Genomic DNA, 17031 nt, shown 5'->3' on the forward strand with positions numbered 1-17031 from the left:
ATAAAGTGAAGGAATAAAATCTACAAAAGAGGAGGAACGCATGTTAACTATAGCAAGGAAGAACTTAAAGGAATATTTCGGATATGATCATTTTAGAAAAGGACAAGAACAAATTATTGAAAGAGTTTTGTCTGGTCAACACACGGCTGGCATAATGCCGACGGGTGGAGGGAAATCAATTTGTTACCAAATTCCAGCGACCATACTCCAAGGAGTTACCCTCGTCATTTCTCCACTAATCTCTTTAATGAAAGACCAAGTTGATTCCCTACACCAAGTAGGAATACCATCCACTTTTATCAATAGTTCACTTTCATATCATGAGGTAAATGAAAGATTGATGGATTTAAGCATCGGAGAATATAAAATTCTATATATTGCACCAGAACGACTTGAATCTGAAAGTTTTATCGATCAGTTAAAGCAATTGCCTATTAAACTAGTGGCAGTAGATGAAGCACATTGTATATCATCATGGGGGCACGATTTTAGACCAAGTTATTTAAGAATTAAAGATTTAATTTCTAAATTACCGTCTAATCCTACAATACTTGCCCTAACTGCAACGGCTACCCCACAAGTAAAATCTGATATTTGTAGACAATTAGGCGTTGACGAGGAAAGTGCAATTATCACAGGATTTGGAAGAGAAAATCTGTCATTTAAAGTCATTAGAGGACAAAATAGACTTGATTATATTTCTAATTATGTAAAAAAGAATAAAAATGAAGCTGGAATTATTTATGCTGCCACTAGAAAAGAAGTTGATAAAGTAACAGAACAATTGAAAAAACTTGGTGTGTCAGTTGGAAGATATCATGCAGGTTTAAGTGATGGCGAAAGAACAAGACAACAAGATGCATTTCTTCAGGATGATATAAATGTCATTGTAGCAACAAATGCGTTTGGCATGGGTATTGATAAATCTAATGTGAGATACGTGATTCATTATCAAATGCCTAAAAACATGGAAAGTTACTATCAAGAGGCAGGAAGAGCAGGGCGAGATGGATTAGAAAGTGAATGTATTTTACTTTTTAATGCGCAAGATGTACAAATCCAAAGATTTTTAATTGAGCAGTCAACTCATGATTTTAATAGAGAAAAACAAGAAATTCAAAAACTACAATCAATGAAGGATTACAGTTACTTAGAAACATGTTTACAAGCTTTTATTCTTCACTATTTTGGAGATCAAACTGATCAAAACTGTGGAAAATGTAGTAATTGTATCGATCAACGTTCTTCTATTGATATTACAAAAGATGCTCAGATCGTCTTATCATGTATTATCAGAATGGGTGAACGATTTGGAAAAACAATGGTTGCTTCAGTATTAACTGGCTCGTCAAATAAAAAATTGCTAGACTTTAACTTCCAGACATTATCAACTTATGGACTGTTAAAAAATCGTACGTTAAAAAATGTAGGAGACTTAATTGACTTTTTAACGTCAGAACAATATATAGGTGTAACCGATGGTAAATTTCCCTTATTAAATGTAACAAATAGGGGGAGAGAAGTGCTTTTAAATAAAGTTCAAGTAATGAAAAAAGAAGATATTATTGTCGAAGCAACTTCTACAAACAGTGAGTTATTTGAACAATTACGTGCATTGCGTAAAGAGATTGCCACAGAATTAGGTGTTCCACCATTTGTTATTTTTTCTGATAGCACTTTGCGAGATTTATGTAAGTTATTGCCTGAAACAGACGAAGAATTTTTAGAAGCGAAAGGTGTAGGGCTTCAAAAGCAGCAACGATTTGGTAAGCAATTTATCGAATTAATTCAGGCATATAAGGCAGCAAACCAAATTGAACAATCAGTTAAACCTTCCATTTCTTCAATGAAGGACAAGATACCTTCACATGAAATTTCATATGATTTATATAAAGAAGGTTTAAATATTAAAGAAATCGCTAAACAAAGAGGATTAAATCCAGTAACGATTGAAAGCCATATTCTTCAAGGTGCAGTGGAGGATACGACTTTTGAATGGGGCGAAATTTTACCAAATGATATAGAGGAAGAGATAAATGCCGCGATTAAATTGGTAGGAAGCGAAAAGTTAAAACCAATCAAAGAAGAGCTTAATGCTGATATAAGTTATTTCATGATCAAAGCGGCAATTATGAAGGCTGGAATTTAAAGTTAGGTCCAATAAATTTAAACAAAAAAGAGCTTCCACTATTGGAAGCTCTTTTACATACTAGAAAATTTAATTTAAAAATTCCAGACTAGTAATTTTTAATGATTTATTGCAGAAAAAAACAGAACATATATTCTGGTATTCTATCATTCTTTATGGTAAAATTAGGTAGAGTAGAGTTGTGGTAGGTGCCTTTCTTCGGTTGAAGGGAGGTGATATGGTGACTGGTTATGAGATTGCAACACTAGTGATCCAAAGTATTGGAATAACATCAACTGTAATCTTAAGTGTAATCGGTATCGTCGTTTCTTTGAATAAAAGAAAATAACCACCCTACCCCTCGAATGGATGTGGTGGCTATATTCACTAGGTCCGAGGAAGCAACTTTACAATTACTACTCGGAAGGAGATGTGTATGCAGCACATCTCTTTTTAGTATATTCTTAATGACTATATTATAGTACTTTTAGTATAATTTGACAATGAAGTTGTCTTTCTTTTTACTTAATTCTGATCAATTTGCAATCTTTTTTGAGGAATTACTAACTTCTTTTTTAGTAGAATTGAGTAACATGATTAATGCGATTCCTAAAAAAGTAAGGAAAATTCCAACGATTTGAAGAGGGGTTGGCTTAAAGCCAGTTATCACGGTATCTAGTACAATCGCTACTGCAGGATCTAAAAATGTAAGGACAGCAATTGTATTTGCAGGAAGAAATCGAATATTCCCAAAAAATAAAGCATAAATCACGCCAGTATGTACGAATCCAATAATTAATATAAAAGTCCAATTTTCCATATGTAGGTTTTGGAAAGCACTAAATTTTACAAAAGGGAGAAGTAAAATAAAGCCTAGTGTAGTTTGTAAGAGTGTCGTAAAATATGCACTTGTTTGAGTGATTCCTTTATTAACAATCATTAAAAAGCCATAAAAAATTGCAGCAAGAAATGCCCAAATTACACCAGAAGAAAGAAGTGTTTTAAAAGTAAAATCTGAGTTGATACCTGATAGTAGGATTGATCCAATAAAACTACTAAAAACACCAAGTAGTGGTATCAGTGTTATCTTTTCTTTAAAAATTAGGCTTCCCACTAAGAATAATATGACAGGTGCTAAATAATAGATGGAGATCGAAATTGTCACTGATAAATTTTCAAATGATTTAAATAAGAAAACCCAATTACAAAGTAGTAAGACACCACTAAAAAGTGATAGAGAAATATCTTTTTTATGATAGACTTCGTTTTTATATAAGCCAGATAAAAACCAAACTAAAAATAAAAAAATACTGGCAAATATACATCGTATAAATACTAAATCAATTGCTTTAAGTCCCGTTTTTGGGGCAATAAATCCAATAGTACCAAAAATAGCCATTGCGATGATAATACTAATCGTTGCTTTCTTGTTGTCCTCTTGTTTTGTCATAACATCACCTTCTTAAATTAAATATTCTGTCAAATAAGTATAATAGAAAATATGATGAAGTATCAATTATAAAAAAGTAACTCCTTGTTTTTGTTCAAATCTTATTTTATAAAAATGCTAGCACGCCTAGTACGAAATATCCTATGAACACGAGAAATATAATGGAAAGTAGTGTTAAAGAGATTTTTTTCCAAACACCTTCACTATAAAACGCAGATATAGCCGAAAGTAGAAATAAGATAAATATTGTTATATATGCAAATGCATGATTTATATACTTGCCTTGTATGGACAATACGAAAAGTATGTCTGCTAAAAGAAAGAGAATTGAAAGTTTCCCTAAATGCTTCTTCATATGATTCCTCCATTTTTTTCCATCTTTAACTATCTATATTCAATATTGAGATTTAAACAACCTTTATATTATTTAAATTCAAGTAATATCATGACAAAGTAACTTATTTTAAAATAGAAAAATGGCAATTCAAAAATCTTCTTTTATAATATTAATATAAGATTCCTAGAAGGATTTTAAGAAAAGTTGTCGAAACATAATCTTGTACATCATCATAATATAGTGAGGAGAATTATATTGAATATTGTAGTAGTAAATGGTTCACCAAGAGCAATTGGAAGAACTGGTATATTAACAAAACAACTTGTGAATGTTTTTAATTTTTCATTAGTAGATTTATCTTTAGGTGAATTACCTTTATATAATGGTGAAGCTGAACAAAAAGAATTAGATGTTGTAAAATCAATTCGAAATACATTAATTCAAGCAGATGGAATTGTGTTATGTACACCTGAGTATAATAATGCAATGAGCGGCACATTAAAAAATTTAATCGAACTATTTGGTTCTGAACCTTTTAAGAAAAAGCCGATTGCTTTATTGGCAGTTGCTGGTGGAGGAAAAGGTGGCATTAACGCGCTTAATAATGCAAGAATAGTAGTAAGAGGTGTTTATGGAAATGCAATTCCAAAACAACTAGTTTTAGATCCGCTTGATTTCATTGAAAATGATTTCTCAGTGAAAGAGGATGCTTTTACAAAAGTTACTGAAGTGATTGATGAATTAAAAGAATATGTACAAAAAGAAATTTTATATAAAGAATTTTTAGAATCAAAAAGCTTCTAATTAAAATGGCCCTCTACTAGTCAACTCTAGTTTAGGGCCATTCATTATAATATAGTATTTATTCCATATTGAAAGATTTATCATTTACATTACGAATTGGGAAATTTACTTTATAACGAACCGCAATAATTCTAATAAGTGTTGTAATAACGAAACAAATATAAAGTGATGATAATTTTGAGAAAATTTCATTCGTTAACAGAATGGATACAGAGCCTACAATTGCTGCAATTGCATAGATTTCTTTTTGGAAAACAAGTGGTATTTCCCTTGCGAACACATCTCTCATAATTCCACCACCGATTCCAGTGATTAAACCCATTGAAACAATTAAGAATGCTCCTTTTAATCCATGGTCAATTGCAGAATACGCACCGACCGCTGTAAATACACCAAGTCCAATTGCATCTGTTAATATTAAAGTAGTTTGAAACTGTAATGTACGTTGATAAAATAACCATGTTAAAATAGAAATGACAGTACTTACAATAAAATATTGAGGCTTTACGAATACGTTAGGCACGGATTGACCTAAAATGATATCTCGAATTAATCCTCCACCTAAAGCTGTACATGCAGCTAAAAAAACAACACCAAATAAATCCAATTTCTTTTGAATTCCGACTAAAGTACCAGAGATACTAGCCGCTATAATTCCTGCATATACAAAAACCTCGATTAAAATCATTCTTCTCTATCCCCTAACAAACAATTTCATAAGACTCATTTTAACAACATGAAGTTTCTATTACAATATTAAAATAGTTTTGAAAACGCTTCATTTTAAAAAAAATTTTCGTCAAAGAAAATAACAGCAAAATAACTGATTAACATACAATATTTATTTGAACAGGAGAGAGCAAAAATGAGTAATATAACAAACAAAAATGATGTTTCAACAGTTTTTTATCAAGAATTAGAAGAAATTATGAAACGATATAAAATTATTGGATGTCAAGCAGTGTCTGTATATAAAGAACAAGTTATTTGGTCTGATTCCTTTGGTGATCGGGACGTCGAAAACATGCAATCAGTATCAGAAAATACGATGTTTAGAATTGCATCAATCTCAAAGTTATTTACTGCAACTGCAATCATGCAACTTTTTGAAAGACAACAATTAACATTGGATAGTGATATTAGTGACTATCTTGGTTTTGAAGTAAGAAATCCAAAGCATCCAAATTTAATTATAACGTTAAAGCAACTATTAACTCACACATCTTCACTTACGTCAGACGAAGAATCTAACAGTATTTATGCAAAATTCATTAAAGATGGTCAGGCCAGTCCTAGTGTAAGTCTTAAAGAACTATTAGTACCAGGGGGAAAATACTATACTCCTCAAATTTGGGGAGATTGGCAGCCGGGGACATCTTCAAATTGGGTATATTCTAATATTGGTGCGATCATATGTGGAGCAATTATTGAACAAGTTTCAGGAAATCGATTCGATTCTTTTATTCAGCAAAATATATTTAAAACTCTAGGTATGGAAAATGTTGCTTTTTCTTATGCTGGAATGAAAAAGGACCATGAATTCGGCAATTTATATGTAAAAGATGAAAATACGAAAAAATATATGGTTACAATTCAAGACGCAACTGTAACTAAATTTAATATCGATTCTTTGAAAAATTATATACCTGGAACGCATGGTGGTTTATTTGAACCACAGGGAGGGTTACGTACTACTGCATTTGAGTTAAGTAAGTTTTTACGAGCACTAATGAATGGAGAATTTAATGGAACAAGTTTGCTTAAGGAAGAAACATTGAATATGATGAAATCAGTACACTGGATGAGAGAAGAGGAGAAACACTTTTTCTCGAAGATGGGTTTAGGTCTTCATATTAGCCATGACTTCTTATCGGATTATAAAGAAATGATTGGTCATGCTGGTGAGGCATATGGTCTGATTAGTAATCTATTTTGGAATGAAGAAAAGAAGTTTGGGATGATCTTTATATTAAACGGAGCAAGTATCAATCTTCAAAACAATAGTAGGTTAGATGTTGAAAAAGAATTAGCTGAAGTAATTTTTAAACATACAATTAAACAGTATATTGATTAATAAATTAGTTTATATAATACATTGAATTTAATTAAATTCTCTTAGTTTAAGTGTTATCCAAATTTTTGATTCTGGAAGTTAGATAAGGTAATCTGACTTCCTATTTTTATTTGAAAAAAACTTCATTTGCACTAGCTAATTAATAACAGGGGAAAAATGAAAGGCTTGAGCAAGAAGGTGGATTTAATCAGAAAATATTGTTAAAAAAAGATTGTGAATAATGTAATATATTGTTACAATACAAGACATAACAAATATGATTTTAGAGAACTCCAATTGTAATTTTATCAATTTATGAGCAAATCTAAAAATACCATATGGAAGTGGGGAAAACTGTGAGAATCGTAACCGTTGGAGATAATTGCATGGACGTATATCAAAATAGAGGTGAGGCTTACCCTGGAGGAAATCCGGTTAATGTAAGTGTGTATTTAAAGGATTTGGGTGTAGATTCGGCATATATAGGATGGGTAGGTACTGATGCCTACGGTGATGAAATGATAAAAGCAATTCAAAGTAGAGGTGTGGACGCTTCATTTGTTTCTAAAAAAGAAGGTAGTACAGCCATAACATATGTTGAATTAGTTAATAATGATCGTCAGTTTGGACAATATGATGAAGGAGTTATGGCAGATTTTACGCTAACAGCAAAAGAGATTGATTATATAGAAACATTCCAACTAGTACATGCAGGTATATGGGGGCATGTAGATCCATTTTTATCAATTTTTAAGGAAAGAGGAATACAAACTTCATTCGATTTCTCCGATCAGTTACATCACGAACTAGTTAAAACATTACCACGCTATGTTGATTATTCATTTTTCTCATATACGAATGACGATTCATATATAAGAGAGTTTTTAAAGGAAGTTTTCAATTTAGGTTCAAAAGTTGTTGTGGCTACTTTAGGGGAAAATGGTTCTTTAGCCTTTGATGGTAAACAATTTTATAAATGCGATGTCGTTAAAGGAAATGTTGTTGATACAATGGGAGCGGGAGATTCATTTATTTCAGGATTCCTTTTTGGTCGTTTAACAGGGAATGAAATGAATGAATGTTTACAAATAGGATCAGAAACAGCCGCAAAAACAATCAGTTATTTTGGTGCATGGTGACGAGAACAAGTTATCGATGTATAATCAATCTATAAATGACTAGATTGGAAAAGGATGAAGATAAATGAAATTAAATTCTTCAACTACCCAGCCTTTATATATGCAGATTAGACAGATGCTCCAAGATGATATAAAGGAAGGCAAGTATAAACCAGAAGAACAAATTCCTACAGAAGCTGAGCTTTGTGAATTTTATAATGTGAGTCGTATTACAATCAGAAAAGCAATTGAAGAATTAGTAAGAGAAGGTTCATTGACCCGAATTCCTCGCAGGGGGACTTTTGTGACAAATCAGAAATTTCATAATGAATTGATTTCTGTAAGTGGATTTTCAGAGTTTAGCCATCAATTAGGTATGATCCCTAATTCACGAATTCTGAAAAGTGAAATCATTGAAGCATCTTATGAGGTAGCGAATCGCCTAAACATAGAAGAGGGTAGTCCAGTATTAGAATTAGAAAGGTTAATGTATGTAAATGATTATCCGCTATTTTATGATATTGCATACTATTCGTTACTACGTTTTCCAAATTTAGAACAGAAAATTGCGAAAGATGAATCTACATATAAAATTCTATCAAATGAATATCAAACAGAAATCGTTGCGAACGATAAAATAATTGATGTGATCGGTGCAACAACAGAGTATGCTAAATTATTAGATTGCGATATTGGTTCTAATCTTTATAAAATTGTAAAGATTGCTTTTGATTCGAATGATGAACCAGTGCATCTTTCTACTTTTGTTTGTGAAACAAAAAAAGTAAACTTAACGGTTCATCGAGCAAGATAATACATAATCATAAAGCGAAATGAAGGATAGCTAATAGTGGCTATCCTTTTTGTATCTACTAATTTTTTTAATAAGGAAGTTATTTATTCAACTTTTCTTTTTCTTTTAAGTTAATATAGAGAAGTATGCTAAAAAAAAAGCCAGCTTCAATTGCACTAGTCATTCTGCTAGTTATTTTAGTTTCATTAAAACCGAATAATATATGGCATAAGGAATACAATCCTGTAAGGACGATGATCCATCGCAAAAATATTTTCTTCATTAATGAGTACTTCCATTCAAATTAAATAAAAAATAAGACGTCCAATTCAATTGAGAATAAAACGTCTTATTTTACTTATGCTATATCTTTTGCAAGTTTAATCTTTTGATTTTGTAATTGAATTAAGCGGTAAGTTAATGTAATTGCCGATACTGATAAACCAACAATTAGCCCGATCCAGTATCCTTTTGCGCCTAATTCAGTGTTTTTTAAAACATAACCAACCGGAAGGGCAATGATCCAATAGGCTAAAATCATCATTAACAATGTTACATTTACATCTTTATAACCTCTTAATGCACCTTGAATTGGCGCAGCGAATGCATCAAATAATTGGAACATAATCGCAAATATTAAAAAACCTCCAGCCAACGCTTGAACTGACGAATCATTTGTATATAAACCAGCTACATCATATCTAAAGAAGTAGATAATAATACCAAAGAATGAAGCAATTAATAAAGCCATGACTAAACCGATCTTACTGTATTCCTTGGCATTTTGAAATTGCTTTGCACCGACCTCATATCCCACCGCTATTGTTAATGCCATTGAGATACTAAGTGGGACCATATACAACATACTGGCAAAATTCATTGCTACGGTGTGAGCAGCAATTGTTTCTGTATCAAATTCACTTAATAATAATGTAACAACCGCAAATACACTTACTTCAAAAAAGATACTTAAACCAATTGGTATGCCAAGCTTTAAAATACTTTTCCAAGTGGCAATTGAAACTGGAACAAAATTCTTAAAAATACGGAAGGATTTAAAAGGTTCTTTTGAATGAATAATATAAGTAGCTAAACCAAAAATGATCCAATACGTAATTGCAGATGCAACACCAGAGCCGACACCACCAAGTCGTGGTAAACCAGCCTTACCAAAAATGAGGAAATAATTTAAAATGACATTAATCGGAACAGACAAAATCGTAATAATCATAGTCGTTCTCGTTTTACCTAAGCCATCAATAAATTGACGAAGAACAGTGTATAAAAATAATGGTAAAATTCCAAATGATAAAGAAAAAATAAAATGAAGTGCAACTCGATGAACTTTCGGTTCTAGATTCATATGATTTAAGATTGGTTGAATTGAAAACATTCCAACTAAAATAATGAAAATTGCAAGAAATCCTGCTAAATAAAGAGCTTGCATAACTAGCGGAGCAATTTTATTGTCTTCCTTTGCGCCATTCAAATTAGCTACCATTGTAGTGACAGCGACTAATATTCCAGTAAGACCAGTACTAATTGGAGTCCAAATACTAACACCTATTGCAACACCAGCTAAATCTTGTGGGCTACTATTACCCGACATAATCGTATCAAAAAATGACATCGAAAATAATGTCACTTGAGTTACAAGGATTGGGAGTAGTAGTGTGAAAAAGTGAGATATTTTTCCCTTTTTTGTCGTATTCATTTGATCGACCTCCTAAACAAACACTTTTACAATTGTATCATGTTTTGGTTTAATTGCTATAAGTAAATCTTGTTTATAAATTAACTTAGAACAGAAAGTTGGAATTGAATTGAAAAATCAAGTAATCGTAATTACTGGAGCAGGAAGTGGACTAGGTGCTTCACTTGCAAAAAAATATTCTGAAATTGGCGCACATATTTGTTTATTAGGACGTACTGAAAATAAATTAAAAGATATAGGAAGAGAATTACCAAACAATTATTCGATTCATACTGTTGATATTTCAAAATTAAGTGATGTGAAAAGAGTATTTGATTCAATCACTCAAACGTATGGACAAATTGATTTATTATTTAACAATGCTGGAGTAGGATCATTTGATTTAGCAGAAGAATTAAGTGAAGAAGATATACATAACATGATTGATATAAATTTAAAAGGTACGATTTTTTGTTCACAGGAAGTTCTTAAACAAATGAAAAAACAAAATAGTGGTACGATTGTTAATATCGTTTCAACAGCAGGTTTAATTGGAAAGGCGACAGAATCAGTTTATTGCGCTAGCAAATTTGGCGTAAAGGGATTCACAGAAAGTTTAGTTGTTGAATTAACTGGGACACCTATTTCTGTTTTTGCTGCTTATATGGGTGGAATGAATACAGATTTCTGGTCAGGAATTTTTGATCAAGATAAAACATCTAAAATGATGAATCCAGACGATATTGCTGAAATTATTATGGATAATATTAAACCACGTAAAAACATTGCAATCCCTGAAATCATTATAAAAAATGTAAAATAATTTAATAGAATGCCTACCTTTCCATAAACTATTAAGGATTCCAAAGCCTAAATAGATGAAGGAGAAAGGTAAATGAAAAAATCTAAACCAGCAAAAAGTGAAGTAAATAGTCATCAAAATTTAGATGAACTTTTGCTTGAGGATCTTAATACAGCGGACGATATTCCGATTGAATGGCTGCCAAAAGATGAGCCAATTACGAAAACAATGTCATATAAAAATTCAGAGTAATATCTAGTATAGAATAGTCAATTTGGCTATTCTTTTTTTTGTTGATATGGTATTATTATTGAAGCGTTTTAAGTAATACCCAAATATTTCTATACAGTTTTTACGATTTAATGATTTGGTATTATATACGTACATAAAAATAATGAAGAATCCAACATAATAATATGAACAAGGTAGGAGAATTTCGATGGAAAAAGTTCTTGTTTTCGGACATAAAAACCCAGATACAGATACAATTTGCTCAGCAATTGCTTATGCTGAGTTAAAAAAAGCATTAGGCGTAGATGCAGAAGCAATCCGTTTAGGAGTTGTAAGTGCTGAAACTCAATATGCTCTAGATACATTTAAATCAGACGCGCCTCGTTTAGTAGAAAAAGTGGCTATAGAAACGAACCAAGTTATATTAGTCGACCATAACGAGCGTCAACAAAGTGCTGATGATATCGAACAAGTTCGTGTACTTGAAGTAATCGATCATCACCGTATTGCAAATTTTGAAACAAGCGATCCACTTTACTATCGTTGCGAACCAGTTGGTTGTACTGCGACAATTTTAAATAAATTGTATAAAGAAAATAATGTATCAATTAAGAAAGAAGTTGCAGGATTAATGCTTTCTGCTATCATTTCTGATACTTTATTATTCAAATCACCAACTTGTACAGATCAAGATATTGCTGCAGCAAAAGAATTAGCTGAAATTGCTGGAGTTAATGCGGATGAATACGGTTTAGAAATGTTAAAAGCAGGTGCTAACCTTGCAGACAAATCAATCGAGACATTAGTATCTTTAGATTCTAAAGAATTCCAAATGGGTAATTATAAAGTTGAAATTGCTCAAGTAAATGCAGTTGATACTAATGACGTACTTGCTCGTCAACAAGAATTAGAATCAGTTCTTGAAAGCATTGTTTCTAACAAAGGATTAGATTTATTCTTATTTGTCGTAACTGATATCTTAACAAATGATTCAATTGCAGTTGTAAAAGGTACTGCAACAAATGCAGTAGAAAAAGCTTACAATGTTACTTTAGAAAATAATACAGCTCTATTAAAAGGAGTTGTATCTCGTAAAAAACAAATCGTACCAGTGTTAACTGATACATTTAATACTCTTTAATTATTAACAACAAAGTCTTTTGTGGGCTTTGTTGTTTTTATAACCATTGAATTTCCACTTATTGAGGTATTTACATCCATGAAGAATTTATTTCATAAAATAATTGCAGCACTTACATCTGCACTTTTATGTAGCTTATTATTTGCTCCAATTTATATGATTGCTTTATATGTTAGCAGTATCGTTTATATAGTAATTGGAATCAGTTGGTCATATTTAGTGGATTTGTTAGTAAAAGTTTTAAGAATTAATACTAAATATGTATTTCAATTTTTAATGTATGTAGTGGCAGCAATTATTTTAGATCTATTATTAAACCTAAGAGATTTTAATCCTCAATCAGCACTTACAACACTTTCCATTTCTGTGCCTGCATCACTACTTTATTTGCATGTATTACTTTTTGTTAATAAATACTTAAGCAAGAAAAAGAGTACTTAAGACTCATTAACGATATAGGGGGAAGAACGATGGAGAAGCTACAATATCCGATTGGAAGATTTTCAGAACCAACAGACTATACAAAGGAAGTTCGGATAGAATGTATTGAAATCTTAAAAAATGCACCGAAAGAATTTGCAGACCTTATTTATTCTCTTACAACGGAGGAACTAAATACACCATATCGTGATGGTGGTTGGAATCCAAAACAAATCATACATCATGTTGCTGATAGTCATATGAATAGTATCATTCGTATAAAGTTAGCTTTAACTGAAGATAACCCTACAATAAAGCCTTATGACGAAAATGCTTGGATTACGCTAAGTGATTCAAATATTGATGTAGAAAGTTCCCTTAAAATTCTTGAAGGTGTACACAAACGCTATGTTAATTTGATTGAATCTTTAAAAGAAGATCAATTCAAACGAACAGTTTTTCATCCTGAAAGTAAAATAACGATGAGTGTAGATTATCTAGTTGCATTATATGCATGGCATAGTAAGCATCATTTAGGTCATATAAAGATCGTTAAAGGAATCGATACTAATTAAAAAAATATATTTACTTTCAAAACAATAAAACCAAACGATCCAATATTTGATAAGGTGTGAATTGTTATTAAGTTATTGTTTATTTGTAGTAAAAACAAGTGGAGAAGTCCTACTGCAGAGAAAATATTTCATCTTCGAAATGATTTTGAAGCAAGGTCTGCTGGAACTGAAAATGGAGCAAGAATTAAAATAACTGCAGGCCATATTGGTTGGGCAGACATCATCTTTGTCATGGAAAAGAAGCATATGAGAAGAATTAGAGATAAATTCGGAAATTTATTAGATGGTAAAAAAATCGTGAATCTTGATATTCCTGATGATTACCAATTTATGGATGAAGAATTGATTGATATACTTGAAGTTCGGGTAGCTGAACAGATTCAATTCGATTAATAAAAATCCCCCACAATATATAAGTGGGGGATTTGTCTTTTTATGTATAAAAAAGTGAACTCAATAAGTAGATCGCAATAGTCCAAATAATGATTGCAGATATTTTATTAATCATAACCATGATTTTACCTGTTTGATCAAATTTGCCTACTATTCTTCCAGCAATAGCAAGCGAAGCAAACCAAATCCAAGAAACAAGAATACATGTGAAAGCAAATATGAATTTTTCTGTTCCTTCATATTGTAATGAATTTGTACCAATGATCCCAATTGTATCCAATATGGCATGTGGATTTAAAAGTGAAACTGAGGTAGCAAAAAGAATTTGTTTTCTGATTGGAAACGAAGCCTGATTTGACTCAATCGTACTTTCCTTACTTTTCCAAGTTTGCCAACCCATATAAAGTAAAAATAAGATTCCAAATACAAGTAAGGCAGTTTTTAAATAGGGTGACGCTAAAATTAATACAGATACACCAGTTACAGACAGCGTAATTAAAATAGTGTCACAAATCGAGGCAGTAATCACTACTGGTAAGGCATTGATAATTTTCTTACTACTTGCACCTTGCTGAAAAATAAATACATTCTGTACGCCCAATGGTAAAATTAACCCAAATGCTAATAATACCCCATGTAAAATTGTTTGTAGCATGTAATCACCTACTTATTTATTTAGCACTGTATTAACAGAACTGTTTATTAAAATTGAATACTTTGTTATTTATTGACTAACAATGTCTATTTTTGGGAAGGATAGTAAGAAACTGTTAAAGGAAGTGATGAGTATGTCTCAACAATTTGATAATAATACACCTGATTATTTAAATTTGGCAAATGACCCTGCATTATCTCTTCATGAACTCTCTTATCATTATGATATGAGTTTTAATGATATAGCTGAAGTAAGAGGTATATCAGTAGAAGAATTAATGAACTATTATCAAACAAATACTTCTCACGATGCTTTGTTTTATTTTGAATAACTAAAGAAGATCAGCTGAGCCAATTTATTTTGGTTTAGCTTTTTTTAATGCAAAGAAAAAATCAGGTAAACTCATTATATTGAATAAAAAGTAAGAAAACTATAAAATTTTAAAAAATGTAAAAAACTATGTGAGAAAGTCTAATAATTATACGAAGTATGTTTTAGATAGAAAAAAGAGGTGAGAGGATGAATGATGAACAAATCATATCCGCCATTAGGAGTCAGAATCAAGAAGGATTAACTTTTCTAATTCAGCAAATGCAGCGTAATGTTTACGCGTTATGCTATAAAATACTTGGGCATATTGCAATGAAGGAAGATTTAGAAGAAATTGTTTCAGATGTTTTTGTCTCTGTTTGGGAAAATATTGGTGATTATGATATGAATAAAGCTTCATTAAAAACATGGGTTTATATCATTGCAAAGTATAAAGCTCTTGATTGGAAACGCAGAGCAGAAAAGAAGTTAGAATTGACTGTACTGAATGAAGCAGTTTCAAAAGTAACTAGTACAGACTATCAAATTGTTGAAATTGAAATAGATATCAAAGAATTTATTAAAACTCTAAATGATATAGATAGACAATTATTATTAAGACGATGTTTTTTTGATGAAGATTTAGAAAAAATTGCACTAGATTTACAGACTACTAGAAAAGCTTTAGATACTCGCATATGGAGAATCAGGAAAAATCTAAAAGAATTTTTCACGAAGGAAGGAGGCACTAAACTTGAAAGAAATAGAAAAGTTAACAAATGATTACATAAATACTGAGCAGGGGTTTAAGGAATTAGAAGAGATTCTGTCAGAAATTGAAATAGATCATAAAGCATTAGTAAACATTGAGAATAAAGTTTTGAAAAAAATAAATGTTAGACAAAATAGATCTGATAAGATTAAACGTAAAATGTTGCTTTTATCAGCAGCGGCAATTTTATTGATCAGTACTGTTTCGTATCAAAAAGATACATTTCGTGCATGGGCAAGTGAATATTTCTCTTATTTACCGATGTTTAATAAACCATTTGATCATAAAATAGATAGTCCTATATATGAATTTGATCGTTATATTGGTGACCATAAAAATATAAAAATTAATAACTTAGCTTTCAATAGTGAGTTACCATATTTTGAAATTGAGTATGAGTATAAAACTAAAAACAAAATCGAAGGTGAAGGTTTTAATGAACTATTTAAATATTGGAATTCTTTAGATGTATATATAAAAATTAATAACAAGAAATATGAATTAGAACGAGAAACATATGGAATACAAGGTGATGGTTTAGTATTAGATCAACTAAAATTAAAATCAAAAATTAACAGAATTGAAAAGCCAATTTCAAATAAAATACAATTTATAATAGATAAAAACACTTATACATTAAAATTAAAAGAGTTGGAAAAAGTTTTTATTCCTAATAAAAGTGATGTAAATAAAAATATCATGTTAAAAACAATGGTAAGAAAAGAAAATGATCATTTATATATTAATTATCTAACAGAGAAAGAAATATCTCCATATAGTTATAAGCCTTCTATAGCATATTTAACTGATTCATCGGGGAAAAAGGTTTACTTGAACTCAAATGAAAACAGCTCTACGGTTAGGTATAAGTTTAAAGCTAGTACAAAAAAATTAGATTTGAAAACACTATCTCTAGTTACACCATCAGTTTTAAGAATGGAAGCTTATGAAAACCTGACCTGGGACATACCGATTCCAATGAAAAATGAAGAAGAAATATTACTTCCAGAATTAATAATTCCAAATTCAAATATTAAGATAAAAGGTGCAAGAGTAAAAAGGACAAATTTGGAAGGAGATTCATTAGTAATCGTCATGCCAAAACAAGATAAAAATGAAAATCGATGGTTATTAGATCTAAATATGAATTTAGTAGGAGACAAACAGTTTGGTGGTATCTCTGCAGAAAGTTCAGGTCCAAGCAACGGACATTTTGAACCAGATGAATATATAATTCAATTAAAAGAGACGAATAAAAAATCAATAAAAATAAACATTAGTGGTGCAACAGTCGTTGAAAACGGTCCATGGAAAACGGACCTATCAAATATAGAATAATTGATAGAGGATGATTAGA

19 protein-coding genes are annotated in these 17031 nt (G+C 30.9%); 14 read left to right on the forward strand and 5 right to left on the reverse strand.

Annotation, left to right across the window (positions count from 1 at the left end):
• Positions 1–40: 40 nt before the first annotated feature.
• Complete coding sequence (recQ, locus tag ABID96_RS09525; RefSeq protein WP_192601794.1) at positions 41–2149, forward strand: DNA helicase RecQ; 2109 nt, start codon at positions 41–43, stop codon at positions 2147–2149.
• Positions 2150–2663: 514 nt separating this feature from the next.
• On the opposite strand, the gene ABID96_RS09530 is transcribed toward recQ, so the two are convergent.
• Positions 2664–3578, reverse strand: coding sequence for a DMT family transporter (locus ABID96_RS09530; RefSeq protein WP_192601795.1), 915 nt, complete (start codon positions 3576–3578; stop codon positions 2664–2666).
• A 106-nt stretch (positions 3579–3684) separates the two neighbouring features.
• Positions 3685–3933, reverse strand: a complete 249-nt coding sequence (locus tag ABID96_RS09535) for a hypothetical protein (RefSeq protein WP_192601796.1) — start codon at positions 3931–3933, stop codon at positions 3685–3687.
• A 237-nt stretch (positions 3934–4170) separates the two neighbouring features.
• Between ABID96_RS09535 and ABID96_RS09540 the strand changes: the two genes are divergently transcribed.
• The gene (locus tag ABID96_RS09540; RefSeq protein WP_192601797.1) at positions 4171–4719 is read left to right on the forward strand and encodes an NADPH-dependent FMN reductase; all 549 of its coding nucleotides are present in this window, start codon (positions 4171–4173) and stop codon (positions 4717–4719) included.
• 58 nt (positions 4720–4777) lie between these two features.
• Here ABID96_RS09540 and ABID96_RS09545 read toward each other — a convergent pair whose 3' ends face one another.
• Entirely contained in the window at positions 4778–5407 is a 630-nt protein-coding gene (locus ABID96_RS09545; protein ID WP_192601798.1) for a trimeric intracellular cation channel family protein, read from the reverse strand.
• A gap of 177 nt (positions 5408–5584) precedes the next feature.
• Here ABID96_RS09545 and ABID96_RS09550 point away from each other — a divergent pair, with 177 nt between their 5' ends.
• The 3 genes from ABID96_RS09550 (at position 5585) to ABID96_RS09560 (ending at position 8704) form a co-directional block, all read left to right on the forward strand.
• Positions 5585–6793: a serine hydrolase domain-containing protein gene (locus ABID96_RS09550; protein ID WP_192601799.1), complete on the forward strand. Its 1209-nt coding sequence runs from the start codon at positions 5585–5587 to the stop codon at positions 6791–6793.
• 335 nt (positions 6794–7128) lie between these two features.
• Entirely contained in the window at positions 7129–7911 is a 783-nt protein-coding gene (gene frlD, locus ABID96_RS09555; protein ID WP_192601800.1) for a fructoselysine 6-kinase, read from the forward strand.
• A gap of 64 nt (positions 7912–7975) precedes the next feature.
• Complete coding sequence (locus ABID96_RS09560; RefSeq protein WP_192601801.1) at positions 7976–8704, forward strand: GntR family transcriptional regulator; 729 nt, start codon at positions 7976–7978, stop codon at positions 8702–8704.
• A 337-nt stretch (positions 8705–9041) separates the two neighbouring features.
• Here the strand turns inward: ABID96_RS09560 and ABID96_RS09565 are convergent, their stop codons facing one another.
• The gene (locus tag ABID96_RS09565; RefSeq protein WP_192601802.1) at positions 9042–10397 is read right to left on the reverse strand and encodes an MATE family efflux transporter; all 1356 of its coding nucleotides are present in this window, start codon (positions 10395–10397) and stop codon (positions 9042–9044) included.
• A 109-nt stretch (positions 10398–10506) separates the two neighbouring features.
• Between ABID96_RS09565 and ABID96_RS09570 the strand changes: the two genes are divergently transcribed.
• From ABID96_RS09570 to ABID96_RS09595, 6 genes are all read left to right on the forward strand, one after another.
• Positions 10507–11199: an SDR family oxidoreductase gene (locus ABID96_RS09570; protein WP_192601803.1), complete on the forward strand. Its 693-nt coding sequence runs from the start codon at positions 10507–10509 to the stop codon at positions 11197–11199.
• A 72-nt stretch (positions 11200–11271) separates the two neighbouring features.
• Entirely contained in the window at positions 11272–11430 is a 159-nt protein-coding gene (locus ABID96_RS09575; RefSeq protein ID WP_192601804.1) for a hypothetical protein, read from the forward strand.
• 187 nt (positions 11431–11617) lie between these two features.
• Positions 11618–12550, forward strand: a complete 933-nt coding sequence (locus ABID96_RS09580) for a manganese-dependent inorganic pyrophosphatase (protein WP_192601805.1) — start codon at positions 11618–11620, stop codon at positions 12548–12550.
• Positions 12551–12628: 78 nt separating this feature from the next.
• Complete coding sequence (locus ABID96_RS09585; RefSeq protein ID WP_192601806.1) at positions 12629–12991, forward strand: hypothetical protein; 363 nt, start codon at positions 12629–12631, stop codon at positions 12989–12991.
• 29 nt (positions 12992–13020) lie between these two features.
• Positions 13021–13545, forward strand: a complete 525-nt coding sequence (locus ABID96_RS09590) for a YfiT family bacillithiol transferase (protein WP_192601807.1) — start codon at positions 13021–13023, stop codon at positions 13543–13545.
• A 66-nt stretch (positions 13546–13611) separates the two neighbouring features.
• Positions 13612–13938 (forward strand): low molecular weight protein tyrosine phosphatase family protein, encoded by a 327-nt coding sequence (locus ABID96_RS09595; RefSeq protein ID WP_192602070.1) that lies wholly within the window; start codon positions 13612–13614, stop codon positions 13936–13938.
• A gap of 40 nt (positions 13939–13978) precedes the next feature.
• On the opposite strand, the gene ABID96_RS09600 is transcribed toward ABID96_RS09595, so the two are convergent.
• Positions 13979–14593, reverse strand: coding sequence for a LysE/ArgO family amino acid transporter (locus tag ABID96_RS09600; protein WP_192601808.1), 615 nt, complete (start codon positions 14591–14593; stop codon positions 13979–13981).
• A gap of 133 nt (positions 14594–14726) precedes the next feature.
• On the opposite strand from ABID96_RS09600, the gene ABID96_RS09605 reads away from it, so the two are divergent.
• From ABID96_RS09605 to ABID96_RS09615, 3 genes are all read left to right on the forward strand, one after another.
• Positions 14727–14924: a hypothetical protein gene (locus ABID96_RS09605; protein ID WP_192601809.1), complete on the forward strand. Its 198-nt coding sequence runs from the start codon at positions 14727–14729 to the stop codon at positions 14922–14924.
• Between the two features lie 188 nt (positions 14925–15112).
• Complete coding sequence (locus tag ABID96_RS09610) at positions 15113–15685, forward strand: sigma-70 family RNA polymerase sigma factor (protein ID WP_192601810.1); 573 nt, start codon at positions 15113–15115, stop codon at positions 15683–15685.
• Complete coding sequence (locus tag ABID96_RS09615; protein WP_192601811.1) at positions 15657–17012, forward strand: hypothetical protein; 1356 nt, start codon at positions 15657–15659, stop codon at positions 17010–17012. Before ABID96_RS09610 ends, ABID96_RS09615 begins: the two co-directional genes overlap by 29 nt.
• Positions 17013–17031: the final 19 nt, after the last annotated feature.

It is taken from the genome of Gottfriedia sp. OAE603, assembly GCF_040543965.1.
In the GTDB taxonomy this organism is placed as follows: Bacteria; Bacillota; Bacilli; order Bacillales; family Bacillaceae_G; genus Gottfriedia; species Gottfriedia solisilvae.

Coding starts and splice junctions, on each gene's coding strand:
- recQ (WP_192601794.1), top strand. CDS start 41: ATGTTAACTATAGCAAGGAAGAACTTAAAGGAATATTTCGGATATGAT.
- ABID96_RS09530 (WP_192601795.1), bottom strand. CDS start 3,578: ATGACAAAACAAGAGGACAACAAGAAAGCAACGATTAGTATTATCATC.
- ABID96_RS09535 (WP_192601796.1), bottom strand. CDS start 3,933: ATGAAGAAGCATTTAGGGAAACTTTCAATTCTCTTTCTTTTAGCAGAC.
- ABID96_RS09545 (WP_192601798.1), bottom strand. CDS start 5,407: ATGATTTTAATCGAGGTTTTTGTATATGCAGGAATTATAGCGGCTAGT.
- ABID96_RS09550 (WP_192601799.1), top strand. CDS start 5,585: ATGAGTAATATAACAAACAAAAATGATGTTTCAACAGTTTTTTATCAA.
- ABID96_RS09560 (WP_192601801.1), top strand. CDS start 7,976: ATGAAATTAAATTCTTCAACTACCCAGCCTTTATATATGCAGATTAGA.
- ABID96_RS09565 (WP_192601802.1), bottom strand. CDS start 10,397: ATGAATACGACAAAAAAGGGAAAAATATCTCACTTTTTCACACTACTA.
- ABID96_RS09575 (WP_192601804.1), top strand. CDS start 11,272: ATGAAAAAATCTAAACCAGCAAAAAGTGAAGTAAATAGTCATCAAAAT.
- ABID96_RS09580 (WP_192601805.1), top strand. CDS start 11,618: ATGGAAAAAGTTCTTGTTTTCGGACATAAAAACCCAGATACAGATACA.
- ABID96_RS09585 (WP_192601806.1), top strand. CDS start 12,629: ATGAAGAATTTATTTCATAAAATAATTGCAGCACTTACATCTGCACTT.
- ABID96_RS09590 (WP_192601807.1), top strand. CDS start 13,021: ATGGAGAAGCTACAATATCCGATTGGAAGATTTTCAGAACCAACAGAC.
- ABID96_RS09600 (WP_192601808.1), bottom strand. CDS start 14,593: ATGCTACAAACAATTTTACATGGGGTATTATTAGCATTTGGGTTAATT.
- ABID96_RS09605 (WP_192601809.1), top strand. CDS start 14,727: ATGTCTCAACAATTTGATAATAATACACCTGATTATTTAAATTTGGCA.
- ABID96_RS09610 (WP_192601810.1), top strand. CDS start 15,113: ATGAATGATGAACAAATCATATCCGCCATTAGGAGTCAGAATCAAGAA.